14 protein-coding genes and 2 tRNA genes are annotated in these 18,319 nt (G+C 63.1%); 2 read left to right on the forward strand and 14 right to left on the reverse strand.

Annotation, left to right across the window (positions count from 1 at the left end; genetic code table 11):
- Positions 1–2,658 carry an alanine--tRNA ligase gene (gene alaS, locus JSV08_03960; protein ID UCF81577.1) on the reverse strand — a complete coding sequence of 886 codons (2,658 nt, stop codon included), beginning with the start codon at positions 2,656–2,658 and terminating at the stop codon, positions 1–3.
- A 109-nt stretch (positions 2,659–2,767) separates the two neighbouring features.
- Positions 2,768–5,614 carry a phosphoenolpyruvate carboxylase gene (gene ppc / locus JSV08_03965; protein UCF81578.1) on the reverse strand — a complete coding sequence of 949 codons (2,847 nt, stop codon included), beginning with the start codon at positions 5,612–5,614 and terminating at the stop codon, positions 2,768–2,770.
- Between the two features lie 191 nt (positions 5,615–5,805).
- Between ppc and JSV08_03970 the strand changes: the two genes are divergently transcribed.
- A complete protein-coding gene (locus JSV08_03970; GenBank protein ID UCF81579.1) occupies positions 5,806–6,987 on the forward strand; it encodes an efflux RND transporter periplasmic adaptor subunit in 1,182 nt (393 codons plus the stop codon).
- 68 nt (positions 6,988–7,055) lie between these two features.
- Positions 7,056–7,718, forward strand: coding sequence for a hypothetical protein (locus tag JSV08_03975; protein UCF81580.1), 663 nt, complete (start codon positions 7,056–7,058; stop codon positions 7,716–7,718).
- Between the two features lie 255 nt (positions 7,719–7,973).
- On the opposite strand, the gene maf is transcribed toward JSV08_03975, so the two are convergent.
- The 12 genes from maf to JSV08_04035 form a co-directional block, all read right to left on the reverse strand.
- Positions 7,974–8,600 (reverse strand): septum formation protein Maf, encoded by a 627-nt coding sequence (gene maf / locus JSV08_03980; GenBank protein UCF81581.1) that lies wholly within the window; start codon positions 8,598–8,600, stop codon positions 7,974–7,976.
- A gap of 19 nt (positions 8,601–8,619) precedes the next feature.
- Positions 8,620–9,327, reverse strand: a complete 708-nt coding sequence (locus tag JSV08_03985; GenBank protein ID UCF81582.1) for a Crp/Fnr family transcriptional regulator — start codon at positions 9,325–9,327, stop codon at positions 8,620–8,622.
- Between the two features lie 107 nt (positions 9,328–9,434).
- Positions 9,435–10,058 carry a translation elongation factor Ts gene (gene tsf / locus JSV08_03990; GenBank protein ID UCF81583.1) on the reverse strand — a complete coding sequence of 208 codons (624 nt, stop codon included), beginning with the start codon at positions 10,056–10,058 and terminating at the stop codon, positions 9,435–9,437.
- Between the two features lie 17 nt (positions 10,059–10,075).
- The gene (rpsB, locus tag JSV08_03995; GenBank protein ID UCF81584.1) at positions 10,076–11,065 is read right to left on the reverse strand and encodes a 30S ribosomal protein S2; all 990 of its coding nucleotides are present in this window, start codon (positions 11,063–11,065) and stop codon (positions 10,076–10,078) included.
- 27 nt (positions 11,066–11,092) lie between these two features.
- Positions 11,093–11,488 carry a 30S ribosomal protein S9 gene (gene rpsI / locus JSV08_04000; GenBank protein UCF81585.1) on the reverse strand — a complete coding sequence of 132 codons (396 nt, stop codon included), beginning with the start codon at positions 11,486–11,488 and terminating at the stop codon, positions 11,093–11,095.
- 145 nt (positions 11,489–11,633) lie between these two features.
- Entirely contained in the window at positions 11,634–12,284 is a 651-nt protein-coding gene (locus JSV08_04005; GenBank protein ID UCF81829.1) for a SagB/ThcOx family dehydrogenase, read from the reverse strand.
- Positions 12,285–12,715: 431 nt separating this feature from the next.
- Positions 12,716–13,327, reverse strand: coding sequence for an ATP-dependent Clp endopeptidase proteolytic subunit ClpP (gene clpP / locus JSV08_04010; GenBank protein ID UCF81830.1), 612 nt, complete (start codon positions 13,325–13,327; stop codon positions 12,716–12,718).
- A gap of 27 nt (positions 13,328–13,354) precedes the next feature.
- Entirely contained in the window at positions 13,355–14,680 is a 1,326-nt protein-coding gene (gene tig / locus JSV08_04015; protein ID UCF81586.1) for a trigger factor, read from the reverse strand.
- Positions 14,681–14,711: 31 nt separating this feature from the next.
- Positions 14,712–14,793, reverse strand: a tRNA-Leu gene (locus JSV08_04020).
- Positions 14,794–14,868: 75 nt separating this feature from the next.
- Positions 14,869–14,941, reverse strand: a tRNA-Lys gene (locus JSV08_04025).
- Between the two features lie 210 nt (positions 14,942–15,151).
- Positions 15,152–16,720 (reverse strand): tetratricopeptide repeat protein, encoded by a 1,569-nt coding sequence (locus tag JSV08_04030; GenBank protein UCF81587.1) that lies wholly within the window; start codon positions 16,718–16,720, stop codon positions 15,152–15,154.
- 18 nt (positions 16,721–16,738) lie between these two features.
- The gene (locus JSV08_04035; protein ID UCF81588.1) at positions 16,739–18,301 is read right to left on the reverse strand and encodes a tetratricopeptide repeat protein; all 1,563 of its coding nucleotides are present in this window, start codon (positions 18,299–18,301) and stop codon (positions 16,739–16,741) included.
- Positions 18,302–18,319: the final 18 nt, after the last annotated feature.

The raw sequence follows: 18,319 nt of genomic DNA on the forward strand, positions 1-18,319 counted from the left end.
TCACGCCGACTTCTTCATATGCTCCTCAACCACAGCATAGCTTCGCTCGAGCGCCGAGGCAAGTTTCTCGGGCGATTTGCCCCCGGCCTGCCCGAGCGTGGGCTTGCCGCCGCCCGTGCCGTCCATAAGGGGTGCGAGCTCCTTGATGATTTTTCCGGCGTGGAGGCGCGGCGTTAAATCTTTGCTGACGGAAACAAGAAGCGCCGCCTTGTCCCCGTCGCGGCATCCGAGCACAACGACGCCCGAGCCGAGCTTTTCCATGAAGCGGTCCGAGAGGCCGCGCAGCCCCGCCGGGTCGAGCCCCTGCACCTCCCTCGCGAGAACCCGGACGTCGGACACACGGCGCACGAATTTTTCCCAGCTTTCTCCCCCGGAATCGGCGGAGGCGGCCGCGATTTTCAGCCGCTCGATCTCCTTCTCGTACGCCTCCACGTGCTTGCGCAGCGCCTCCAGCCGATCCAGGATGTCCTCGCGGGGGGCGTTCAGGCGTTCGGTGGCCCGGGATAGAATTTCCCAATCCCTTTGGATTCGGGCCAGGGCGCCGCGCCCCGTGAGCGCCTCGACGCGCCGCACGCCCGAGGCGACGCCGCGCTCCTCGGTGAACTTGAAAAGGCCGATCTCGCCGGTGGTGCGCGTGTGCGTGCCGCCGCAGAGCTCGACGCTGAAGCCGGGTACCGTGAGGACGCGCACGCGCTCGCCGTAATTCTCCCCGAAGAGCGCCATCGCCCCCCGCGCCAGCGCCTCGTCGAGCGTCATCTCCTCCACTACGAGCGTCTTGTCGGCGCGGATTTCGCCGTTGACGCGGTCCTCGATGGCGTGCAGCACGTCGGGCGGAACCTGCTTGAAGTGGGAGAAATCGAAGCGCAGCCGGTCGGGCGCGACGAGGGAGCCGCTCTGCTTGACGTGCTCGCCCAGTATCTCGCGCAGCGCCGCGTGGAGAAGGTGCGTCGCCGTGTGGTTAGCCATGGTGTCGAGGCGCCGAGCGGCGTCCACCCGGGCGCGCACGAAGTCTCCCGTGCGCAGCCGGCCCGACTGAACGCGCGCCTTGTGCACGACGAGCCCCTCGACGGGCTTCTGCGTATCATGCACCTCCACGAGAGTCCCGTTTATCGAAAGCACGCCCGCGTCGCCCACCTGGCCGCCGGCCTCGGCGTAGAACGGCGTTTCATTCAGGACAACTTCACCTTCCTGTCCTTGCACTAAGCACTCCACACGCTTGCCGTCCCGGAGAATGGCGAGAACCTCGGTGCGCTCCACTTCGAGGGCCTCGTAGCCGAGAAACGGAATAGGTTTTTCCCGGGCGAGGTCCCGGTAGACGCCCTCGACCTGGGTGGGGGCCGCGGCCCGCCACGAGCGCCGCGCCGCCTCGCGCTGCTTGGCGAGGCATGCCTCGAATCCCGCCCCGTCCACCTCGAAGCCGCGGTCCCTGGCGACGTCCCCGGTGAGGTCGAGCGGAAACCCGTAGGTGTCGTAGAGGCGGAACGCATCCTCTCCGGGAATCACCTTCTCGCCCTTCGCGCGCATATCTTCGAAAAGGTTCTCCAGAAGATTCATGCCGACCGCGAGCGTATCGGCGAATTTCTTCTCCTCGCTCTCGCACACCTCCTCGACGTAGGGGCGCGTCCGTCGCAGCTCGGGATATTCGTCCGCCATCGCCCCGGCCACCGTCTCCACGAGCCGGTACAGGAAAGGCTCTTCAAGACCCACGTAGCGCCCGTGCTTCATGGCGCGGCGCATGATTTTGCGGAGCACGTAGCCGCGCCCCTCGTTCGAGGGGGTGACGCCGTCCGAGATGAGAAACGTGAGCGCCCGCGCGTGGTCGGCGATGACGTTCATGGAAACCGTCGCGTCGGCGGAATCCCCGTAGCCGCGCTTCGAAATGTCCTCGACCGCCCGGATGAGGGGCTGGAAGAGGTCGGTCTCGTAGTTGGAAAAAACGTCCTGCGTCGCGGCCGCGATGCGCTCGATGCCCATCCCCGTGTCCACGGAGGGCTTTCCCAAAGGCTCCGTCCCGCCCTTCTCCGTGCGGTTGTACTGCATGAAAACGAGGTTCCAGAGCTCGACGAAGCGCCCGCACTCGCATCCCGCGCTGCATGACGGTTTTTTGCAGCCGTGCTCCTCGCCCCAGTCGTAGTGGATCTCCGAGCACGGGCCGCAGGGGCCGGTCTCTCCCATGGCCCAGAAATTCTCCTCCTTGCCCAGCTTTCGGATGCGCTCGCCAGGAAGCACGTTCATTTTTTTCCACAAATCGTGCGCGTCGTCGTCCTCCTCGTAGACCGTCACCCAGAGGCGCTTCGCGTCGACGCCCATGCGCTTCATCAGGAATTCCCAGCTGTAGGCGATGGCCTCCTTCTTGAAGTAATCGCCGAAGGAGAAGTTTCCGAGCATCTCGAAAAAGGTGTGGTGGCGCGCGGTGCGGCCCACGTTTTCGAGGTCGTTGTGCTTGCCGCTCACGCGCATGCACTTCTGCGCCGTGACGGCGCGCGTGCGGGCGCGGCTCTCCCGGCCGAGGAAGACGTTCTTGAACTGGTTCATGCCGGCGTTCGTGAAGAGAAGGGTCTCGTCGCCGTAGGGCACGAGCGAGGACGAGGCGACGGCCTCGTGGTCGTGCTCGATGAAAAAGTCCTTGAAAATCTTACGAATTTCGGCGCTTTTCATATTTGTCGGCCCGGACGGCTTAAATTCTTATTTTACACCAGCCGGGGATAAGGGGGAAGGTGCGGGCTTCCCTCCTGATCCCAACATAGAAACAGCACGCTGACCTCGGCTATCCCGTGCTCTGCATGGCGGCGGCGACCGCTGTGACGCTCAGGAGCAGCGCCTCCTGCCAGTGCTCGCGCCCTCGGTCGTCCTCCGGCAGCGCGTCCCAGGCGTCCATGAGGGCGATCTGAAGCTCGCTCAGGGGCCGCAGCAGTCTGTTGCGCATCTCGACGGTTCTCAGGACGGGCTCGGCGTGCGCGAGCAGGCGGTCGTCCTCGATGATCTTGAGCACCCACTCCTTGGTGCGGCGGTATTCGCTTTGGATGGTTTCGTGAAATTTTTTCCCCAATCCCTTGGGCTGCGTGCGGGCCGCGTACAGGGCGGCGGTGTCCATGTCCGCCCGCACGAGCTCGATCTGGGCGTTTTCGATGAGCACCTGGAAGAACGGCCATTCGCGGTGCATTTTTCTGAGGAGCCGGAGCCGCTCGTCGCTTTCGCCGGCGAAGGCCTCGAGGGCGCTCCCGACCCCGTACCAGCCGGGCACGCAGTAGCGGTTCTGGGTCCAGGCGAAGTTCCACGGGATGGCCCGGAGCGAGTGAAGCCCGACGTCCTCGGCGCCGCCTCCCGTGGGCCGGTGAACCGGGCGGGACGCGATGGGCAGATGGCTGATGTGGGCGATGGGCGAGGCCTGGCAATAGAAGGACCAGAAATCCGCATCGTCGTACACGAGCTTCCGGTAGGTCCGGCGCGAGTGGTCCGCGAGATGGTCCATAACTTCCGGCCATGCGGGGTCAACGTCCGGCTGCCCGCGTCCGGGAGCGCTCGCGAGGATGACGGCGTTGAATATTTGCTCGAGGTGGCGGTTCGCGAGCGGCGGCAGGCTGTAGCGAAACGCGACGACCTCGCCCTGCTCGGTGAAGCGCACGCGACCTCCGAGGCTCCCCGTCGCCTGGGCGAGGATGGCGCGGTTCGCGCGCCCGCCGCCGCGTCCGACGGTGCCGCCGCGGCCGTGGAACAAGCGCAGGAAGACGCCCGCCTCGCGGCACGCCGCCGCCAGGCGCTCCTGCGCGCGATAGAGCGCCCAGTTCGCCGCGAGGAATCCTCCGTCCTTCGTGCTGTCGGAATAGCCGAGCATGACTTCCTGCAGGCTGCCCTTCGTCTCGATGGAGGCCCGATAGACCTCGTGCTTGAGCATGGCTTGCACAAGGTCGGGGCAGCGGCCGAGGTCCTCGATGGTTTCAAAGAGCGGCACCACGTGGATGTCGCAGTGCCACGTCGGCGGATTGCCCCGCGTCCGAAGCGCACCGCCTTCTTTTGCCAGAAGGAGGACCTCGAGGATGTCGCTCACCCCGTGGGTCATGCTGACGACGTAGGCCAGCACCGACTTGCGGGAAAGATGACGCTTCGCGTGGCGGATGAGCCGGAAGAGCTCGAGCAAGTCTCGCGTCCTCTCCGAGCCCTTCCAGTGTCTTGGAACAAGGGGGCGCGGCGACTTCAGCTCGCGCGTGAGGACGGCCACACGCTCCGCCTCGTCGAGCTCCGCGTAACGGGCGGAGCCGAGGACGCCCGCGGCCTCCAGGAGCTCCCCGACCACTTCCTCGTGGACCTCGCTGTGCTCGCGGACGTCAAGCGAGGCGAGATGGAACCCGAAGAGGCGGGCCTTCAGGGCAAGCTCGGCGAGCGGCCCGCTCTCGGCCAGGCGGGCGGCGCCATGGCTTATGAGGCTGCGGCGGCAAAGTTCCAGGTCGGCTATAAATTGAGCCCTGTTGCCGTAGGCCGTATCGCGCATGGGTACATCGTCGTCTTTGAACTGGAAGTCCTTGAGGCCATGAACATGCTCCCGCGTCGCCCTGAGCCGCTCGCGTATGTAGGCGAGTTTCCTGATGTAGGGCTCGTCGGCGAGCCGCTCCCTGAGGGAAGGCGGAAGCGGCAGCTCGGCGTCGTCCTTTGCGAGGGATTTCAGCAGCTCGGGATCCACCCGAACCAGTTTGCTGCTCAAGTGAAGGTCCCGCTCGACGCGGTCGATTTCGGCGAGATAGTGGTCGAGGATCAGCGCCTTGTGGGCGTGCAGGGTGCGCCATGTGTCCTCGGGAGTGACGTTCGGGTTGCCGTCCCGGTCACCGCCGACCCATGAGTGGAAGCGCGGGACGACGGGAAGGGAGAAAGTCTCGCCCGGGTAGTTCGCCTCCAGGGCGGCTTTGAGGTCCTGGTGCAGCCATACGGCCACCGGAATGACCGTCTGCTCGAAAAAGTACAAGGCGTTCGCCACCTCCTCTTCGACCGTGACGGAATGCGGCGCGATCTCCCTTGTCTCCCAGAGCTGGACAAGGAGCCTTCGGAGGTCCCGCTCGATGCGTGCGGCGCGCTCCAGCGGCTCGTCGAGCGTCGGAACGCCGGCGGAAAGCATCCGGTCCGCGAGGCAGTGCACTATGGCGTTGAGTCCGTCGAGCACGGCCCGGCGCCGTGCCTCGGTCGGATGAGCGGTGAACGTCGGGATGACTTCAAGGCCCTCGAGGAGCGCCTGGATTTGCGAGGCGTCGATCCCGAGGCCGCGGAGCTCCGAGAGGGCCGCGGCGATCGACTCCGGGCGGGACGCGCTGGCGGGAAGGTTCTGCCGCAACATGTTCACCCGGATGGTTTCCTTTTCCTCGATCTTGTTGAGCCCATGGAAGAAGATGGTGAAGGCCCGGAGAATCCTTATGATTTTCTCCGTGCCTGTCTTCGTACAGTCCGCCTTGGCGGACGTGCCCGCACTTGCGCACAGGGCATGGAGCAGTTCGAGGACGTCTCCTTCCCCCTGCTCGCGAAGGAGGTCGCCGAGCAGGCGATTGAGGAGCGCGACGTCGTCCGCGTGGGATTCCGTCAGCCGGAACTCACGCGGATTCAGGAAGGGGAAAGCGCCCTGGCGGTCCATAGGCATAGCTGTAATAAGGTTAAGGTATGGAGCGCCCGGCGGTCAACCGCGCCGGGAGGGACGCGGCAGCGGAATTTACACAAAACTCTGGATCTTGCATGGGAAAACGCAGATTGCGGATTACGGCCCAACGGCAGCCGGGCGGCAAAAAAATGTGATTTCGGTTATAATTGAGCTTAAACAAGGCATCCATGGCATCGACCAAACCGGACCTGTCGGCTCTCGTCATCCATCGCGCGGAGGAAGCGTTTGCGCCCAAGCCGCGGCGCCGCTGGCTGGGCGCGGTCATCGCGGTCGTGTGTCTCGCCGCCGCCGGGGCGGCGCTCTATGTTTTCTACGACCGCCTCTTTCCGCCGAAGGTCGAGGTCGTAACCGTTCGCAGCATGTCCGCGTCGGAGACGAACGAGCTTTTCACCGCGAGCGGCTACCTGGTGGCGCAGAGGCAGGCGGGGCTCGGCACCCGCCTCTCGGGGCGCGTCGAGGCGGTGCTCGTGAGAGAGGGTGATTTTTTGGAGGAAGGACAGGTTTACGCACGCCTCGAAAGCACCGATTTGCGCGCACAGCTCGCCGAAGAGCGCGCTCACCTCGAGCAGGCGCGACGCGACGCGGAGCGGCTGGGCGCCCTTTTTGGCGGAGGCTTCGTCTCGGCGTCCGAGGTCGAGCGCGCCTCGAGCCAAGTCGAAGTGCACGAGGCGCGCACGGAATACCTCGAAAGCCAGCTCGCGCTGACCGAGCTGAGGGCGCCGTTTGCGGGGCTCGTGCTCCACAGGGACATCGAGGTGGGCGAAGCGGTCGCGTCCATCTCTCCCGTGGGCACGACCGCCACGCCCCGGGGACTTATCACGCTTGCCGACCTTGCGACGCTCGAAGGCGAGGTGGACGTCACCGAGGCCCAGCTTCCCAACCTGCGCGAGGGCCAGCCCGCCGAGATTCGCCTTGACGCCCGACCGGGAGAAGCCTACCCGGGGCGGCTGCGCCAGATCGTGCCCACGGCGAACCGCCAGAAAGCCACCGTGCTGGTCAAGGTGCAATTCGAAAAAATTCCCGCGGGCGCGCTTCCAGAGATGAGTGTGCGCGTGACCTTCCTGCGCGAAGGGGCCGCGCCTTCCTTCGAGACCTCCGAGCCGGCCGCGCCTTCGATTCCGCGCTCGGCGTTTTTTCAAGCGGCGGACGGGGCGACGGCCGTGTGGAAAGTGAAAGACGAGCGCGCCGTGCGGCAGCGCGTCCGCACCGGCGAGCCGGAGGACGGCCAGGACCCGGGCGAGGTGATCGTGCTCGAAGGTCTGCAAAACAACGACGCTGTGGTCGTTGCAGGGGGCGAGAACCTGCGTGAGGGGCTGCGCGTTCGCGTCAAAAATGTTTCCCGCCCTTGAGTTTAAGCCCCGTTTCGACTATAGTCTTTTTTTATAACATTTAAAACATCTAAGGGGAAAATTCCGGCATGGCAACGTTTCTTGCACGCTCGTACGAAAGGCTTCGCTCGCACCTGCCAGACCTCAAGGAGCCCGTTCCTCCCGACCGGACCGAGGAGGTGGGCGAGGCGCTCCTGCTCCTTCTCCGGGAAAAGCGCAGCGATGCGAATCTCTGCCGTGACGCCGTCCTTGTGCTCGGGGACATCCAGTACGCCAAGGCCATCGCCCCGCTCATCGAACTCGCGCAGACGGACACGACGCCGAACGCCCTCAAGCGTGCGTGCATTAACAGCCTGCGCCATTTCCGCACCGAGGACAGCATCAAGGCGCTCATGAATTTTCTGGGGATTCACGTTTCCATTCACGACAAGTGGGTGCGGCAGCTCGCCGCGCAACACCTCATGATCCTGATTCGGAGGCTACGCCGCGAAAACGAGGTCGAGGCGCACAAGTACGTCCATGAGCTGCGCTCCCATTACCTCAATTCCGCGAACACCTACACGCGCATGAACACGGTCATCGTGCTGCGGCTTTTGGGGGACAAAGAGGTGCTGCCCGTGCTCGAAGCCCGACTCCAAAAAGAGCAGGATATTCTAAAAAACAGGCCGGAAGACCAAGGTATTCCCTTCGTCATCCGGGAGCTCGAAAAGGCCATTTCGACCTTCAAAGACGCGGCGGCGCCGAAAGAGTAGCGGCGGGCGCCCCGCCAAGGCTGGGTGCAGAAACTCGCCCGGCGACACTCTGTTGAAAAGCTTTCCACAAGTTTCCCCCTTTGGTAAAGGGGGAGATGCGGTCTTTTCAGCAAAACAGCCCGGCGGCAGATAGGGATTTCAATGTACCTACCGTACCCTCTGTACTTTCTGCACGCTATTGACCATCAGCCAATGGATGTTTCCACGGAAACGGCATATACAAGAAACTTCTTCTGAAATTTCGTTGCGCGTTCCTCAAGGGTTTCCTCCGGCTTCGCGGAGCATTCTTTTGAACAACCCGACGGGCAGCCCGACGACATTCGTGTAGGAGCCGCGGAGCGAGTCCACCAAGAGGATTCCTCCCAGCCCCTGGATGCCGTAGCTGCCGGCCTTGTCGAAAGGCTCGCCCGTTGCGACGTAGCGTTCGATGGTTTCCCTCTCCAGCGAGCGGAAGGTGATTTGTGTGCTTTCGGTCTCGCAGGCTTCGTACGGAGGACGCCGGCGGACGAAGGTGAGCGCCGTCGTGACGCGGTGAGTTTTCCCGGCCAGGGCGGCGAGCATTTCGCGCGCCTCCTGCGGGGAGGCGGGCTTGCCCATAATGCGTCGGTGGTTTTTCCGAGTCCCGTTTTCCATATACACCACCGTATCGGCGCCCAGAACCAGGGCTTCGGGATACCGCGCGTCCCCGGGCGCGCCGAGGGAGGTGGACGCGCTTACGGCGTGGGCTTTCGCGAGCGCCATGCGGCGCGCGTAAGCTTCCGGCTCTTCATCCTCCTTCGGCGACTCGTCGACAGCCGCGGGCACAGTCTGGAACGGAATCCCGAGTGTTTTCAGAATCTCCGCGCGCCGAGGCGAGCGCGACGCCAGGATAAAAGAAACCACCTCTTCCTCCCGCCGCGTCCTAGATGGAGCCGCTGCCGAGCGACTCGGGCGGTATCCGCAGCCGCTTCCCCTTCCCCTCGAAAAACCCGCTCTCCTCCAGCACCTTCATCGTCCGCGACACCGTCTCCCGCGACGTCCCGATCATCTTCGCTATCTCCTCCTGCGTCGGCCTCTGAAACACCAGGCTCCCGTCCTCTGCCTCCTCCCCCTCTCGCCTCGCCAAATCCAGCAGCGTCCGCGCCACCCGCCCGTACACGTCCAGCAGCGCCAGCGTCCGTATCTTCACGTCCGCCTCCCGCAAACGCGCGCACAGCGACTGCAATAGCTTCAGCGCTATCCCGGGGTGACGGTGTATCAGCTCCATGAACGACGTCTCGCCGAACCCGATCATCTCCGTATCCTCAAGCGCCGCCACCGACGCCGACCGCGTCTTCCCCTCGATTATCGCCATCTCCCCGAAAAACTCCCCCTCCCGCCTCGTGCTCACTATCACTTCCTTGCCCTCCTTCGACAACAGCGATATCTTCACCTTCCCGCGCAGCACGAGGTAAAAAACGTCCCCGGGCTCGTCCTCCAGGCATACGGTCTCGCCCTTGCTGTAGCGCGTGCGCTCGCCTTTCGAGAGGACGCTCTCCAGCTCGCCTCGCGACAGGGAGGCGAATATCGGGAAACGGCTGATACGCTGCACCTCCGAGTCGTCGAACGGAACAAGCTGTGCCGCGGTCATGGTATTATCCTAGCACAAGCCCTGCTGCGGAACAAGACGAGAGCGGCTTCGCGGAAGCGGGGAGGGGCGTCCCGCCCATGAGGCGGGATGAAATGAGCTCCGTTCGTCTACTTCGCGGGGGCTGCGTCTTCCGAGAGCGTCTCGCCCAGCTTGAAGCGGATGAAGCGGCGAACCACGATGTTTTCACCGATCGCCGCAACTTTCGTGCGGATGAGCTCCGAGACCGTCATCTCGGGGTCTTTGACGAACGGCTGCTCGTACAGGCAGGTCTGCGCGTAGAATTTTTCGATGCGGCCCTCGACGATTCGCTCGGTCACCGGCGGGGGCTTCTTGTCGCGCTCCGCCTGGGCGCGGTAGATGGCGCGCTCCTGCTCGACCACCTCGGGGGGCACGTCCTCGCGCGTCCGCCAGCGCGGATCGGAGGCCGCGACGTGCATCGTAATGTCCTTGACGAGCGCCTGAAAGACGTCGTTCCGGGCCACGAAATCGGTCTCGCAGTTGACCTCGACCAGAACTCCCAGTTTTCCGCCGGCGTGAATGTAGGAAGCCACGACACCTTCGGCCGCCCTGCGTCCCTCCTTTTTGACCGCCGTCGAGAGTCCCTCCTCGCGGAGAATGCGGACGGCTTTCTCAAAATCACCCCCGGCGCGCTCGAGTGCCTGCTTGCATTTGAGAATCCCGACTCCCGTGGCTTCGCGCAGCCGACTTACGTCTTCGATCGAAACGGGCATAAAAAGGAATCGCGGGATTAGTCGCCGTCTTCGGCGCGCGGGGTGGTTGCCTTCGGTGGCGGGGCGTCGTCCTTGTCTTCCTGGCCGGGCTCGGGCGGGGGGCTCGGACTTGTTCCGACAGCGTCGAGAGTGTTTGATACCCCCTTTGGCGGAGTCGGCTGCCGAGGAGTCGAAAGAAATTTGTCTTCCTCTTCGAGGTTGACGTTCAAGTCTTCTTCCGAGTCGAGCGAGAGGGAACGCGAGAGGGCGATGGAGCGGCCGGTGTAGAATTCCTCCTCTTCCTTTTCGGTGTCGCGCTTCTCCTGCTCGAGGGAGCGGTCGCGCCGCTCCGCGAGCCCTTCGACGACGGCGTCGGTAAAGCGGGAGGTGAAGAGCTGAATGGAGCGAATGGCGTCGTCGTTTCCGGGAATGGGATACTGCACCAGATCGGGATCGCAGTTCGTGTCCAGGATGGCGATGACGGGCAGGCCCATCCGGTTGGCCTCGAGCACGGCGATCCGCTCGCGAATCGCATCGAGCACGAACAGCGCCGTGGGCATACGGTTTACCTCACGCAGGCCGTGGTAGAGGCGAAACAATTTTTCTTGCTGGCGGCGGATGTCCATCTGCTCTTTCGTGGGGATTCGCTCCCACCCGGTGCCTTGCGTCAGGGTCTCGATTTCGCCCAGGCGCTCGATGGAACGGCGAATGATGCCGAAGTTCGTGAGCGTCCCGCCCACCCAGCGGTAGGCGACGTACGGCATCCCGCAGCGCCGCGCCTCCCGAATCACGACCTCCTGCGCCTGCCGTTTCGTGCCAACGAACAGGATGTTTCCGCCTTGGGCCGTAATTTCGCGCGCGAAGTCGCATGCCTTCTGGAAAAGCGGATCGGTTCTCTGCAAATCAATGATGTGGATGCCGTTTCGCTTGTCGAAAATGAAGGGCTCGACTTTCGGGTTCCACCGTTCCGCGCGATGCCCGAAATGGGCCCCCGCTTCGAGTAATTCTTGAATGCTTAGCTCGGGCATGTGGTGTTGTGAAGGAAAGCCCTCTTGCTAGCGCTTGGAGTACTGGTAGCGCTTGCGCGCGCCGGGCTGGCCGTACTTCTTGCGCTCCTTCTCCCGCGCGTCGCGGCGCAGGTAGCCTGCCGTCTTCAACGTTTCGTGCAGCTCGGCTTTGTACGCGATCAGCGCCCGGCTCAAGCCGTGCCGAAGGGCCTCGGCCTGGGCGCAGACGCCGCCGCCGTGCAGGCGCGCCTGGATGTCGAGCTCGTTCTCCGTGCCCGTGAGACGTAGGGGAGCCACGGCCGTTACACGATGGCGCTCCACCGGGAAATACTTTTCGAGGGCGCGCCGGTTGACCGTGACCCTGCCGCTTCCGCCGGGACGCAGGTAGACCCGCGCCACGGCGGTCTTCCGTTTTCCGGTTCCGTAATGCTGCACTAAAGCCATGATTGAGTAACTCGCCTCCTATTAAAGCCGCTTTTGCAAAGATTGTCAAGCGACGCGCATCGCGCCGGGTAGAATCTTACCGTAAGAAGGCCTCGTCTTGCCGCGTAAGGATCTTGCCGTAGCGGAGTATCGAGGGGAGGCCTGCTCAGAAGGGCTTGCCCACGGGCATCAGATAGAGCGGCTCTTCCCCGTCGCCCATCTTGAGGAGGCCGTGGACCTTGGCGTCGTCGAAAGCTCCCACGGTCAACGCGCCGAGGCCGAGCGCCTCGGCCTGGAGGCAGACGTTCTGGGCGGCGTGGCCGACTTCAATGTGGACGTAGCGGACGCCTCGCCGACCGTATTTTATCGTCGTGCGACGGTGGACACCGGAGAAGACGAGCACCGCGGCGCCCCTCCTGACGGGGTCCTGTCCCAAAGCCGCGGCGGAAAGCGCCGCTCGCATGTCTCCTTCCGCCACCGGCCGAAGCGTGTGTTTGTGGGGGTCATAGCTGTAGACCCCCTGGGTGAGGCCTTCCACGCGGCCCGCGGCTACGTAGAGCTCGAGCGGGTAGAGCGCCCCGGCCGACGGGGCCGTCCGCAGGCCGTCGGGATGCGTGATTCCTTGAGCGGCCCAAAGCAGTTGTCCGAGCTCCTCGAGCGTAATGGGCTCGTTCTTGTAGCTCCGTACGGAGCGGCGCGTAAGGAAAGTGCTTTCCAGCGACACGTCGCTCTCGGTCCGCGCCTTGGGAAGCTTGACGGCTTTCATGGCTGCCTCTTTTCCAGGCGGAGGAGCCTTGCCCTCAGGAGCAGGGGGCATCTCAGAGCCCCATCCCAGCGTCAGAAAGGATGCAAGCGTGCAGAAAACGGCCCCCGAAACGAGCCGCCCGCGCCCCGCCGCGCCCACGGTGGATTTCCAGAAGTTTCGTCTTGCAGGCATGGTGTACGCTCCTTGTTTGCTCCAGGCCCGGGTTGAAAGCCGCGCCTGAAGGATAACGTGCCGTTGGATAGTGCAAAGTCCATTATACAGCAAATCGGCGCGCGCCCGTGACGCCCAGGGTTTTGCCGGGCCATAACAAGGGTTCAGGGCGTTTGCATTTCCGGGCGGCTTGAGGGAAGAGTACGCTACGGGCGTGTAGGCGTTTTGCCTTGGGTTGAGCCCTGAGTAAGCTCCGGCGGGCCGCCGTCCGACGGTTCCTGGAGGCGGATAAAATTCGGCAAGCGCGGCAAGTCCGCGACGAGTCGCGGCCGCTACTTTTTCCGCTCCTCGAAATCTACCAGGTCGCGCTGCTCGAGCACCTTGTCCACCATGCCGTAGCTCAGGGCGTCCTCGGCCGCCATGATGAAGTCGCGGTCGGTGTCTTTCTCGATCTTATCGAGCGGCTGCCCCGTGTGCTTGGCGAGGATTTCGTTGAGGCGCTTGCGGATGCGGAGAATCTCCTGCGCCTGGATGCTGACGTCCGAGGCCTGTCCCTGAAAGCCCCCGAGGGGCTGGTGGATGATGATGCGCGAGTTGGGGAGCGCGAACCGCTTGCCCTCGGTTCCCGCCGAAAGGATCAGGGCGCCCATGCTCGCCGCCTGCCCGATGCAGATGGTCGAGACGTTGGGCTTGACGAACTGCATCGTGTCGTAAATGGCGAGCCCCGCCGTGACGGAGCCGCCGGGGCAGTTGACGTAGACGTAGATGTCCTTGCCGGGGTCTTCGGCTTCGAGAAAGAGCATCTGGGCGATGACCACGTTGGCGATGTCGTCCGTGACAGGCGTGCCGATGAAGACGATGTTGTCCTTGAGGAGGCGCGAGTAGATGTCGTACGCGCGCTCCCCGCGGGGGGTCTGCTCGACCACTATCGGAATGAGGGGCATCATCATGTTCCTTTCTTTCTGCGCGCCTCACGCGGCCTCCCCCGTAGGGGAAGGCTCGCGCGGCTCAAGGGCTATTGTAGCATGTGCGAGGAGGAAATCGGTAGCCTTCTGGCGGCGCAGGCGCGCGCGGAGGTTTTCCATAGCGTCCTTCTCGCGCTTGTAGTGCCGGCGCATCTCGTCGGCCGGGAGGCCCACGACCTGCGCCATGCGCTCGAACTCGCGGGAAATCTCTTCCTCCGAGACCTCGATCTTTTCCGTATCGGCGATTTTTCCGAGAAGAAGCGCGGCGTGCACTCGCTTGAGGGCCTCTTCACGGCCGCTTTCGTGAATCTCTTTCCAGTTGAAGGAGGGGTCGCGGGGGTCGATGCCGCGCTGGCCGAGCGCCTGGGCGGCCTGCTCCGTCTGGGCTCTCATCTGCCGCTCGATGAACGTCTCAGGAATCGTGACCGGATTCTCGGCAATGAGCGCCGCGAGCGCCTGCTCCTCCAGGTCCTTGCGGACGTCCCTCTGCTTCTGCGCCTCCAGGTCCTTTCTCAGCTGCTCCTCGAGCTCCGCCAGGGAGGTGAGCTCGTCCGAGATCTGTTTTGCGAACTGGTCGTCCAGTTCGGGAAGGCGCTTCTCCTTGACGGCCTTGACCTCCACCCGGTAGCGAACGGTCTTACCCGCCACCGTCTTGTCCGGATGTTCGGCGCCGTAGTCGACGGAGAATTCCTTGACATCGCCCGGGCTCGCGTCCAGGAGCTCCTTGAGGAAGGTGGGCTCCAGGTTGTCGTCCAGGGAAAGCGTCACGGTTTCCTTCTTCGGCTTGGCGTCGTCCCGCTCGCTCTCCACGTCCGCGGCTACGAAGTCGCCTTTGCGCGCGGCGCGGCCCTCGACGGGCACAAGGCTCGCCACGCGCTCGCGCAGCGCCTCGAGGGATTTTTTCACTTCCTCGCTGGAGACCTTGGCGGATTTCCTGGCCAGGGAAAGGCCGCGAACACGCTTCAGGGAAATTTCGGGGTGAATCTCGATGTCCACCTCGAAGCGGAAGTCGACCGTGGGGCCCGACTCGGAGAGCGCCAAGTCGGGCTGCTCGGTTAAGACGGGGTTTCCCACGGGCTCGATCGAAGCATCTTTCAGCGCCTGGGAGACTTTTTCCGTGATGATGCGCTCGAGCACCTCCTTGGAGATCTGCTGATGGAACCGGCGCTTGATGAGGTCTATGGGCGCCTTGCCCTTGCGGAAACCCGGCAAGTCGGCTTCGCGGCGCATCTCGGCCACGACCTTGTCGAACGTCACCTGGACGTCGTCACGAGGCACCTCGATTCTGAGGCGCCTCTTGCACGCGCTGAGGTTCTCGATCTGGACGTTCATACGGTGAATGCTCTTTCTGTTGTTCGAAGGGTGCGAAAGGGGGGATTTGAACCCCCACCCCCGAAGGGACGGGATCCTAAGTCCCGCGCGTCTGCCAGTTCCGCCACTTTCGCCCGGGAAATCTTTCCGCCGCCCGCATCTCCTTCCGTACGGTTTCCATACGGGTTCCGTACGGCCTCCATACGGGATGAGCCGCGCAGGAGTCGAACCTGCAACCTACGGATTAAGAGTCCGTTGCTCTGCCAGTTGAGCTAGCGGCCCAAGTGTTGAAAGCAACTGAAAACAAAGGATATCTCAACCGATGTATAATTTCGCTTTACCAGTTTCAACCGTTTTTCAGCCGCCGCTTCGGACTTTCCGCCTTCTTCCTCGGCTATCAGCCCTATTGTGCCATGGGGCTTTTGGGGCTGCAAGTGGGCGTAGATTTACGTCGTCGTAGCGTGGCCATGGCCGCGCGGTGGATGTACGCACCTAGTGAAGCCGCTCCAGCTCCCGCCCGGCGCTCTGGTATTCGGGTATTATCGTTGCGTTGGTCGCGAGGCATTTTTCAAAAAGCTCGCGGGCCTTCTTCTCCCGTTCCGGCAGGGGCGCATCGCTTGGCTCCCCCGTGCCCAGCAAATGCGCCATACCCATGTAGTAATACGCTTCGCATTTTCGCCGTCGATCGGTTTCCTCGTCGTCGCTTTCCGTCGCTTCGAGAACCTTCTCCTCAGTGATTTCCCCGATGTAGAAGCGCGCAAGAGGCGCGGGCCATCCGGCGTCTTCGGGTGTTTTTCCCCAGTTACTCACGTGCGCTCGAGCTTCTTCCTCCCTGCCCGTTTCGAAGACGGCAAGGGAGTAGGCAAGCTGGACATAGACGTCATCATATTCGACATCCACGGCCGTGCGGTATTCGGCGCTTTCGGGATCCCAAAGGACGGGTGCCTGGAATTCTTGGATGGCTTCCCAGTATTTCTCCTGGTGGTAGTAAACCCACGCCAGGCCGCTGTGCGCATTGGCGTGTTCCGGTTCGAGTCTGATAGCTTTCTGGAACTCCGAGATGGCCGCCCCAAACTCGCTCTGGTCCGCGTACACCCACCCCAGGCTGTTGTGTGGGTCCGGGTTTTCCGGCTCCAAGGCGACGGCTTTCCACAACTCGGCAGTCGCCTCCTCGTAGCGGCCCTGCATATGGTAAATGTCGCCCATGCCGTTGTGTGCCTCGATGTCATCCGGGTCGAGCTCGGCGGCTTCCTGAAATTTCACCAGCGCCTCCTCGTACCTTCCCTGGCCGTAGTAAACCCACCCGAGGTCGCTCAGCAGCACGGCGTCTTCGGGCCTGAGGTGGCCGTACCGCTCGTCGCTGACCAGCGCGAGGGATTTTTCAAATAAATCCTCCGCCTCCTCCCAGTTTTCCAGAATGTAGTAAACGTTGCCCTGCCAGCGAAGGCTCTCCGCGGTGGGGGGGTCGATTTTCTGAAGCAGGCGAAGCGCCTTGTCGGGCATGTCTTGGTAGTAAGCCGCCGCCACAAGGAGTGCCACGTTGCGAAGCTCGTCCACTTCGGTTTTTTCCACCCCCCCCTGCTCGGGCGAGGCGAAAAGCACCTCTACGGAGCGCTCCTTTTCCCGGAACCACCGAAGGGGCGTCAAGGTTGTGAGGTAGGGCCGAATTTCCATGCTTTCCTGAAACATGAACACGTGCCCCCAGACGACAATGTCCGCCTGGAGTGCTTCGCCCAGGGTTTCCGCCTCCTCCTCGGTGCGGGGAGGTTCGTCAGCATCTTCCGCCGCTGAAATCGTTACGCCTTCCTCGGCCCCCAGCTCCTCGCGAAGCGTCTTCTCCGCCATGCGCTGCATGGCCCGGCCCTTTTCCATGGCCGTCTCGTCCGGTCCCCAGAACGGTGCCACCGCGATGACGAATTTTTCTTCTTCCCTCTCCACTTCCGTCCTCTCTTCCAACGGGAGAGGGAAAAGGGGGGCGAGGGCCTTCCACGCCCACCATGCCGCCGCTGCGGCTATGATGAGTATAAAGACAATTACCGTCCAGAGGGTTTTCTTATTCATGAATCACGATTTCTTTTTTTAAAGCTGCTTCAGCTCCCGCTCGGCGCTCCGGTATTCGGGCGTTATCGTTGCACCGGTCGAGAGGCATTTCTCAAAATACCCGCGGGCCTTCTTCTCCCGTTCCGGCAGGGGCGCATCGCTCGGTGCCCCTGCACCCAGCAAATGCGCCGTTCCCATGTAGTAATACGCCTCGCATTTTTGCCGGCGGCCGATTTCCTCGTCGTCGCTTTCCGCCGCTTCGAGGACTTTTTCTTCCGCGGCTTCTCCGGCGTAGAAGCGCGCAATGGGTGCGGGCCATTCGGCTTCCGCTATGCCTTTGTACATTCTTGCCACTTCTTTCATGTGCGCTCGAGCTTCTTCCTCCCTGCCCGTTTTGAGGAGGGCAAGAGAGTAGGCAAATCCGAGGTAGACGTCCCCATATACGGCCTCAATGGCCGTGCGATGTTCGGCGCCTGCGGGATCTACAACGGGCGTCTCAAACTCCGCGACAGCCTTCTCGTATTCCCCCTGGTGGTAGTAAACCCACGCCAAGCCGGTGTGCGCATCGGCGTGTTTCGGGTCGAACTCGACGACTTTCCGGAACTCCGAGATGGCCGCCCCAAATTCGCTCTGGTCGCAGTACACCCATCCCAAGCTGTTGTGGGGTTCGGGGTTTTCCGGCTCCAGGGCGATGGCTTTCCACAGCTCGGCAGCCGCCTCCTTGTAGCGGCGCTGGATATAGTAAATGTCGCCCATGCCGTTGTGTGCCTCGATGTCCTCCGGGTCGAGCTCGACGGCTTCCTGAAATTTCGCCAGCGCCTCCTCGTATTTCCCCTCGTAGTAGTAAACCCACCCGAAGTCGCTCAAGAGCGCGGCGTCTTCGGGCCTGAGGTGACCGTACCGCTCGTCATTGACCAGCGCAAGGGATTTTTCAAACAAGCCCTCCGCCTCTTCCCAGTTTTCCAAGATGTAGTAAATGTTGCCCTGCCAGTGCAGGCTATCCGCGGTGGGGGGCTCGATTTTCTGAAGGAGGCGAAGCGCCTTGTCGGGCATGTCCTGGTAGTAAGCGGCCGCCACAAGTAGCGCCACGTTGCGAAGCTCGTCCACTTCGGTTTTTTTCACCCCTCCCTCCTCGGGCGGGGCGAAGAGCACCTCTACGGAGCGTTCCTTTTCCCGGAGCCAGCGAAAGGGTGCCAGGGTCGTGAAGTAGGGCCGAATCTCCATGCCTTCCTGAAACAAGAACACGTGCCCCCAGACGACAATGTCCGCCTGGAGCGCTTCGCCGAAATTTCTCGCTTCCTCCTCGGTGCGGGGAGGCTCCTCAGCTTCTTCCGCCAGAATCGCCACGCCTTCCTCGGCCCCCAACTCCTCGCGAAGCGTTTTCTCCGCCAGGCGCTGCACGGCCCGGCCCTCTTCCACGGCTTTCGCGTCCGACCCCCAGAACGGCGCCACCGCGATGACGAAGTGCTCTTCCTGGTCTTGCAGGGACAAAGCGTCACCCGGGGCGACCCCGCAGATACCCCCGCATTTCCACACCCACCATGCCGCCGCCGCGGCGATGACGAGAATGACGATCGCTACCCAGAGGATTTTCTTATTCATTGAGTCGCGATTTCTTTT

Source organism: Acidobacteriota bacterium (assembly GCA_020349885.1).
In the GTDB taxonomy this organism is placed as follows: Bacteria; Acidobacteriota.

Excerpts from the sequence above, each read along its gene's own strand:
- alaS (UCF81577.1), bottom strand. The coding sequence starts at position 2,658 with ATGAAAAGCGCCGAAATTCGTAAGATTTTCAAGGACTTTTTCATCGAG.
- ppc (UCF81578.1), bottom strand. The coding sequence starts at position 5,614 with ATGGACCGCCAGGGCGCTTTCCCCTTCCTGAATCCGCGTGAGTTCCGG.
- JSV08_03970 (UCF81579.1), top strand. The coding sequence starts at position 5,806 with ATGGCATCGACCAAACCGGACCTGTCGGCTCTCGTCATCCATCGCGCG.
- JSV08_03975 (UCF81580.1), top strand. The coding sequence starts at position 7,056 with ATGGCAACGTTTCTTGCACGCTCGTACGAAAGGCTTCGCTCGCACCTG.
- JSV08_03985 (UCF81582.1), bottom strand. The coding sequence starts at position 9,327 with ATGACCGCGGCACAGCTTGTTCCGTTCGACGACTCGGAGGTGCAGCGT.
- tsf (UCF81583.1), bottom strand. The coding sequence starts at position 10,058 with ATGCCCGTTTCGATCGAAGACGTAAGTCGGCTGCGCGAAGCCACGGGA.
- rpsB (UCF81584.1), bottom strand. The coding sequence starts at position 11,065 with ATGCCCGAGCTAAGCATTCAAGAATTACTCGAAGCGGGGGCCCATTTC.
- rpsI (UCF81585.1), bottom strand. The coding sequence starts at position 11,488 with ATGGCTTTAGTGCAGCATTACGGAACCGGAAAACGGAAGACCGCCGTG.
- JSV08_04005 (UCF81829.1), bottom strand. The coding sequence starts at position 12,284 with ATGCCCCCTGCTCCTGAGGGCAAGGCTCCTCCGCCTGGAAAAGAGGCA.
- clpP (UCF81830.1), bottom strand. The coding sequence starts at position 13,327 with ATGCCCCTCATTCCGATAGTGGTCGAGCAGACCCCCCGCGGGGAGCGC.
- tig (UCF81586.1), bottom strand. The coding sequence starts at position 14,680 with ATGAACGTCCAGATCGAGAACCTCAGCGCGTGCAAGAGGCGCCTCAGA.
- JSV08_04030 (UCF81587.1), bottom strand. The coding sequence starts at position 16,720 with ATGAATAAGAAAACCCTCTGGACGGTAATTGTCTTTATACTCATCATA.
- JSV08_04035 (UCF81588.1), bottom strand. The coding sequence starts at position 18,301 with ATGAATAAGAAAATCCTCTGGGTAGCGATCGTCATTCTCGTCATCGCC.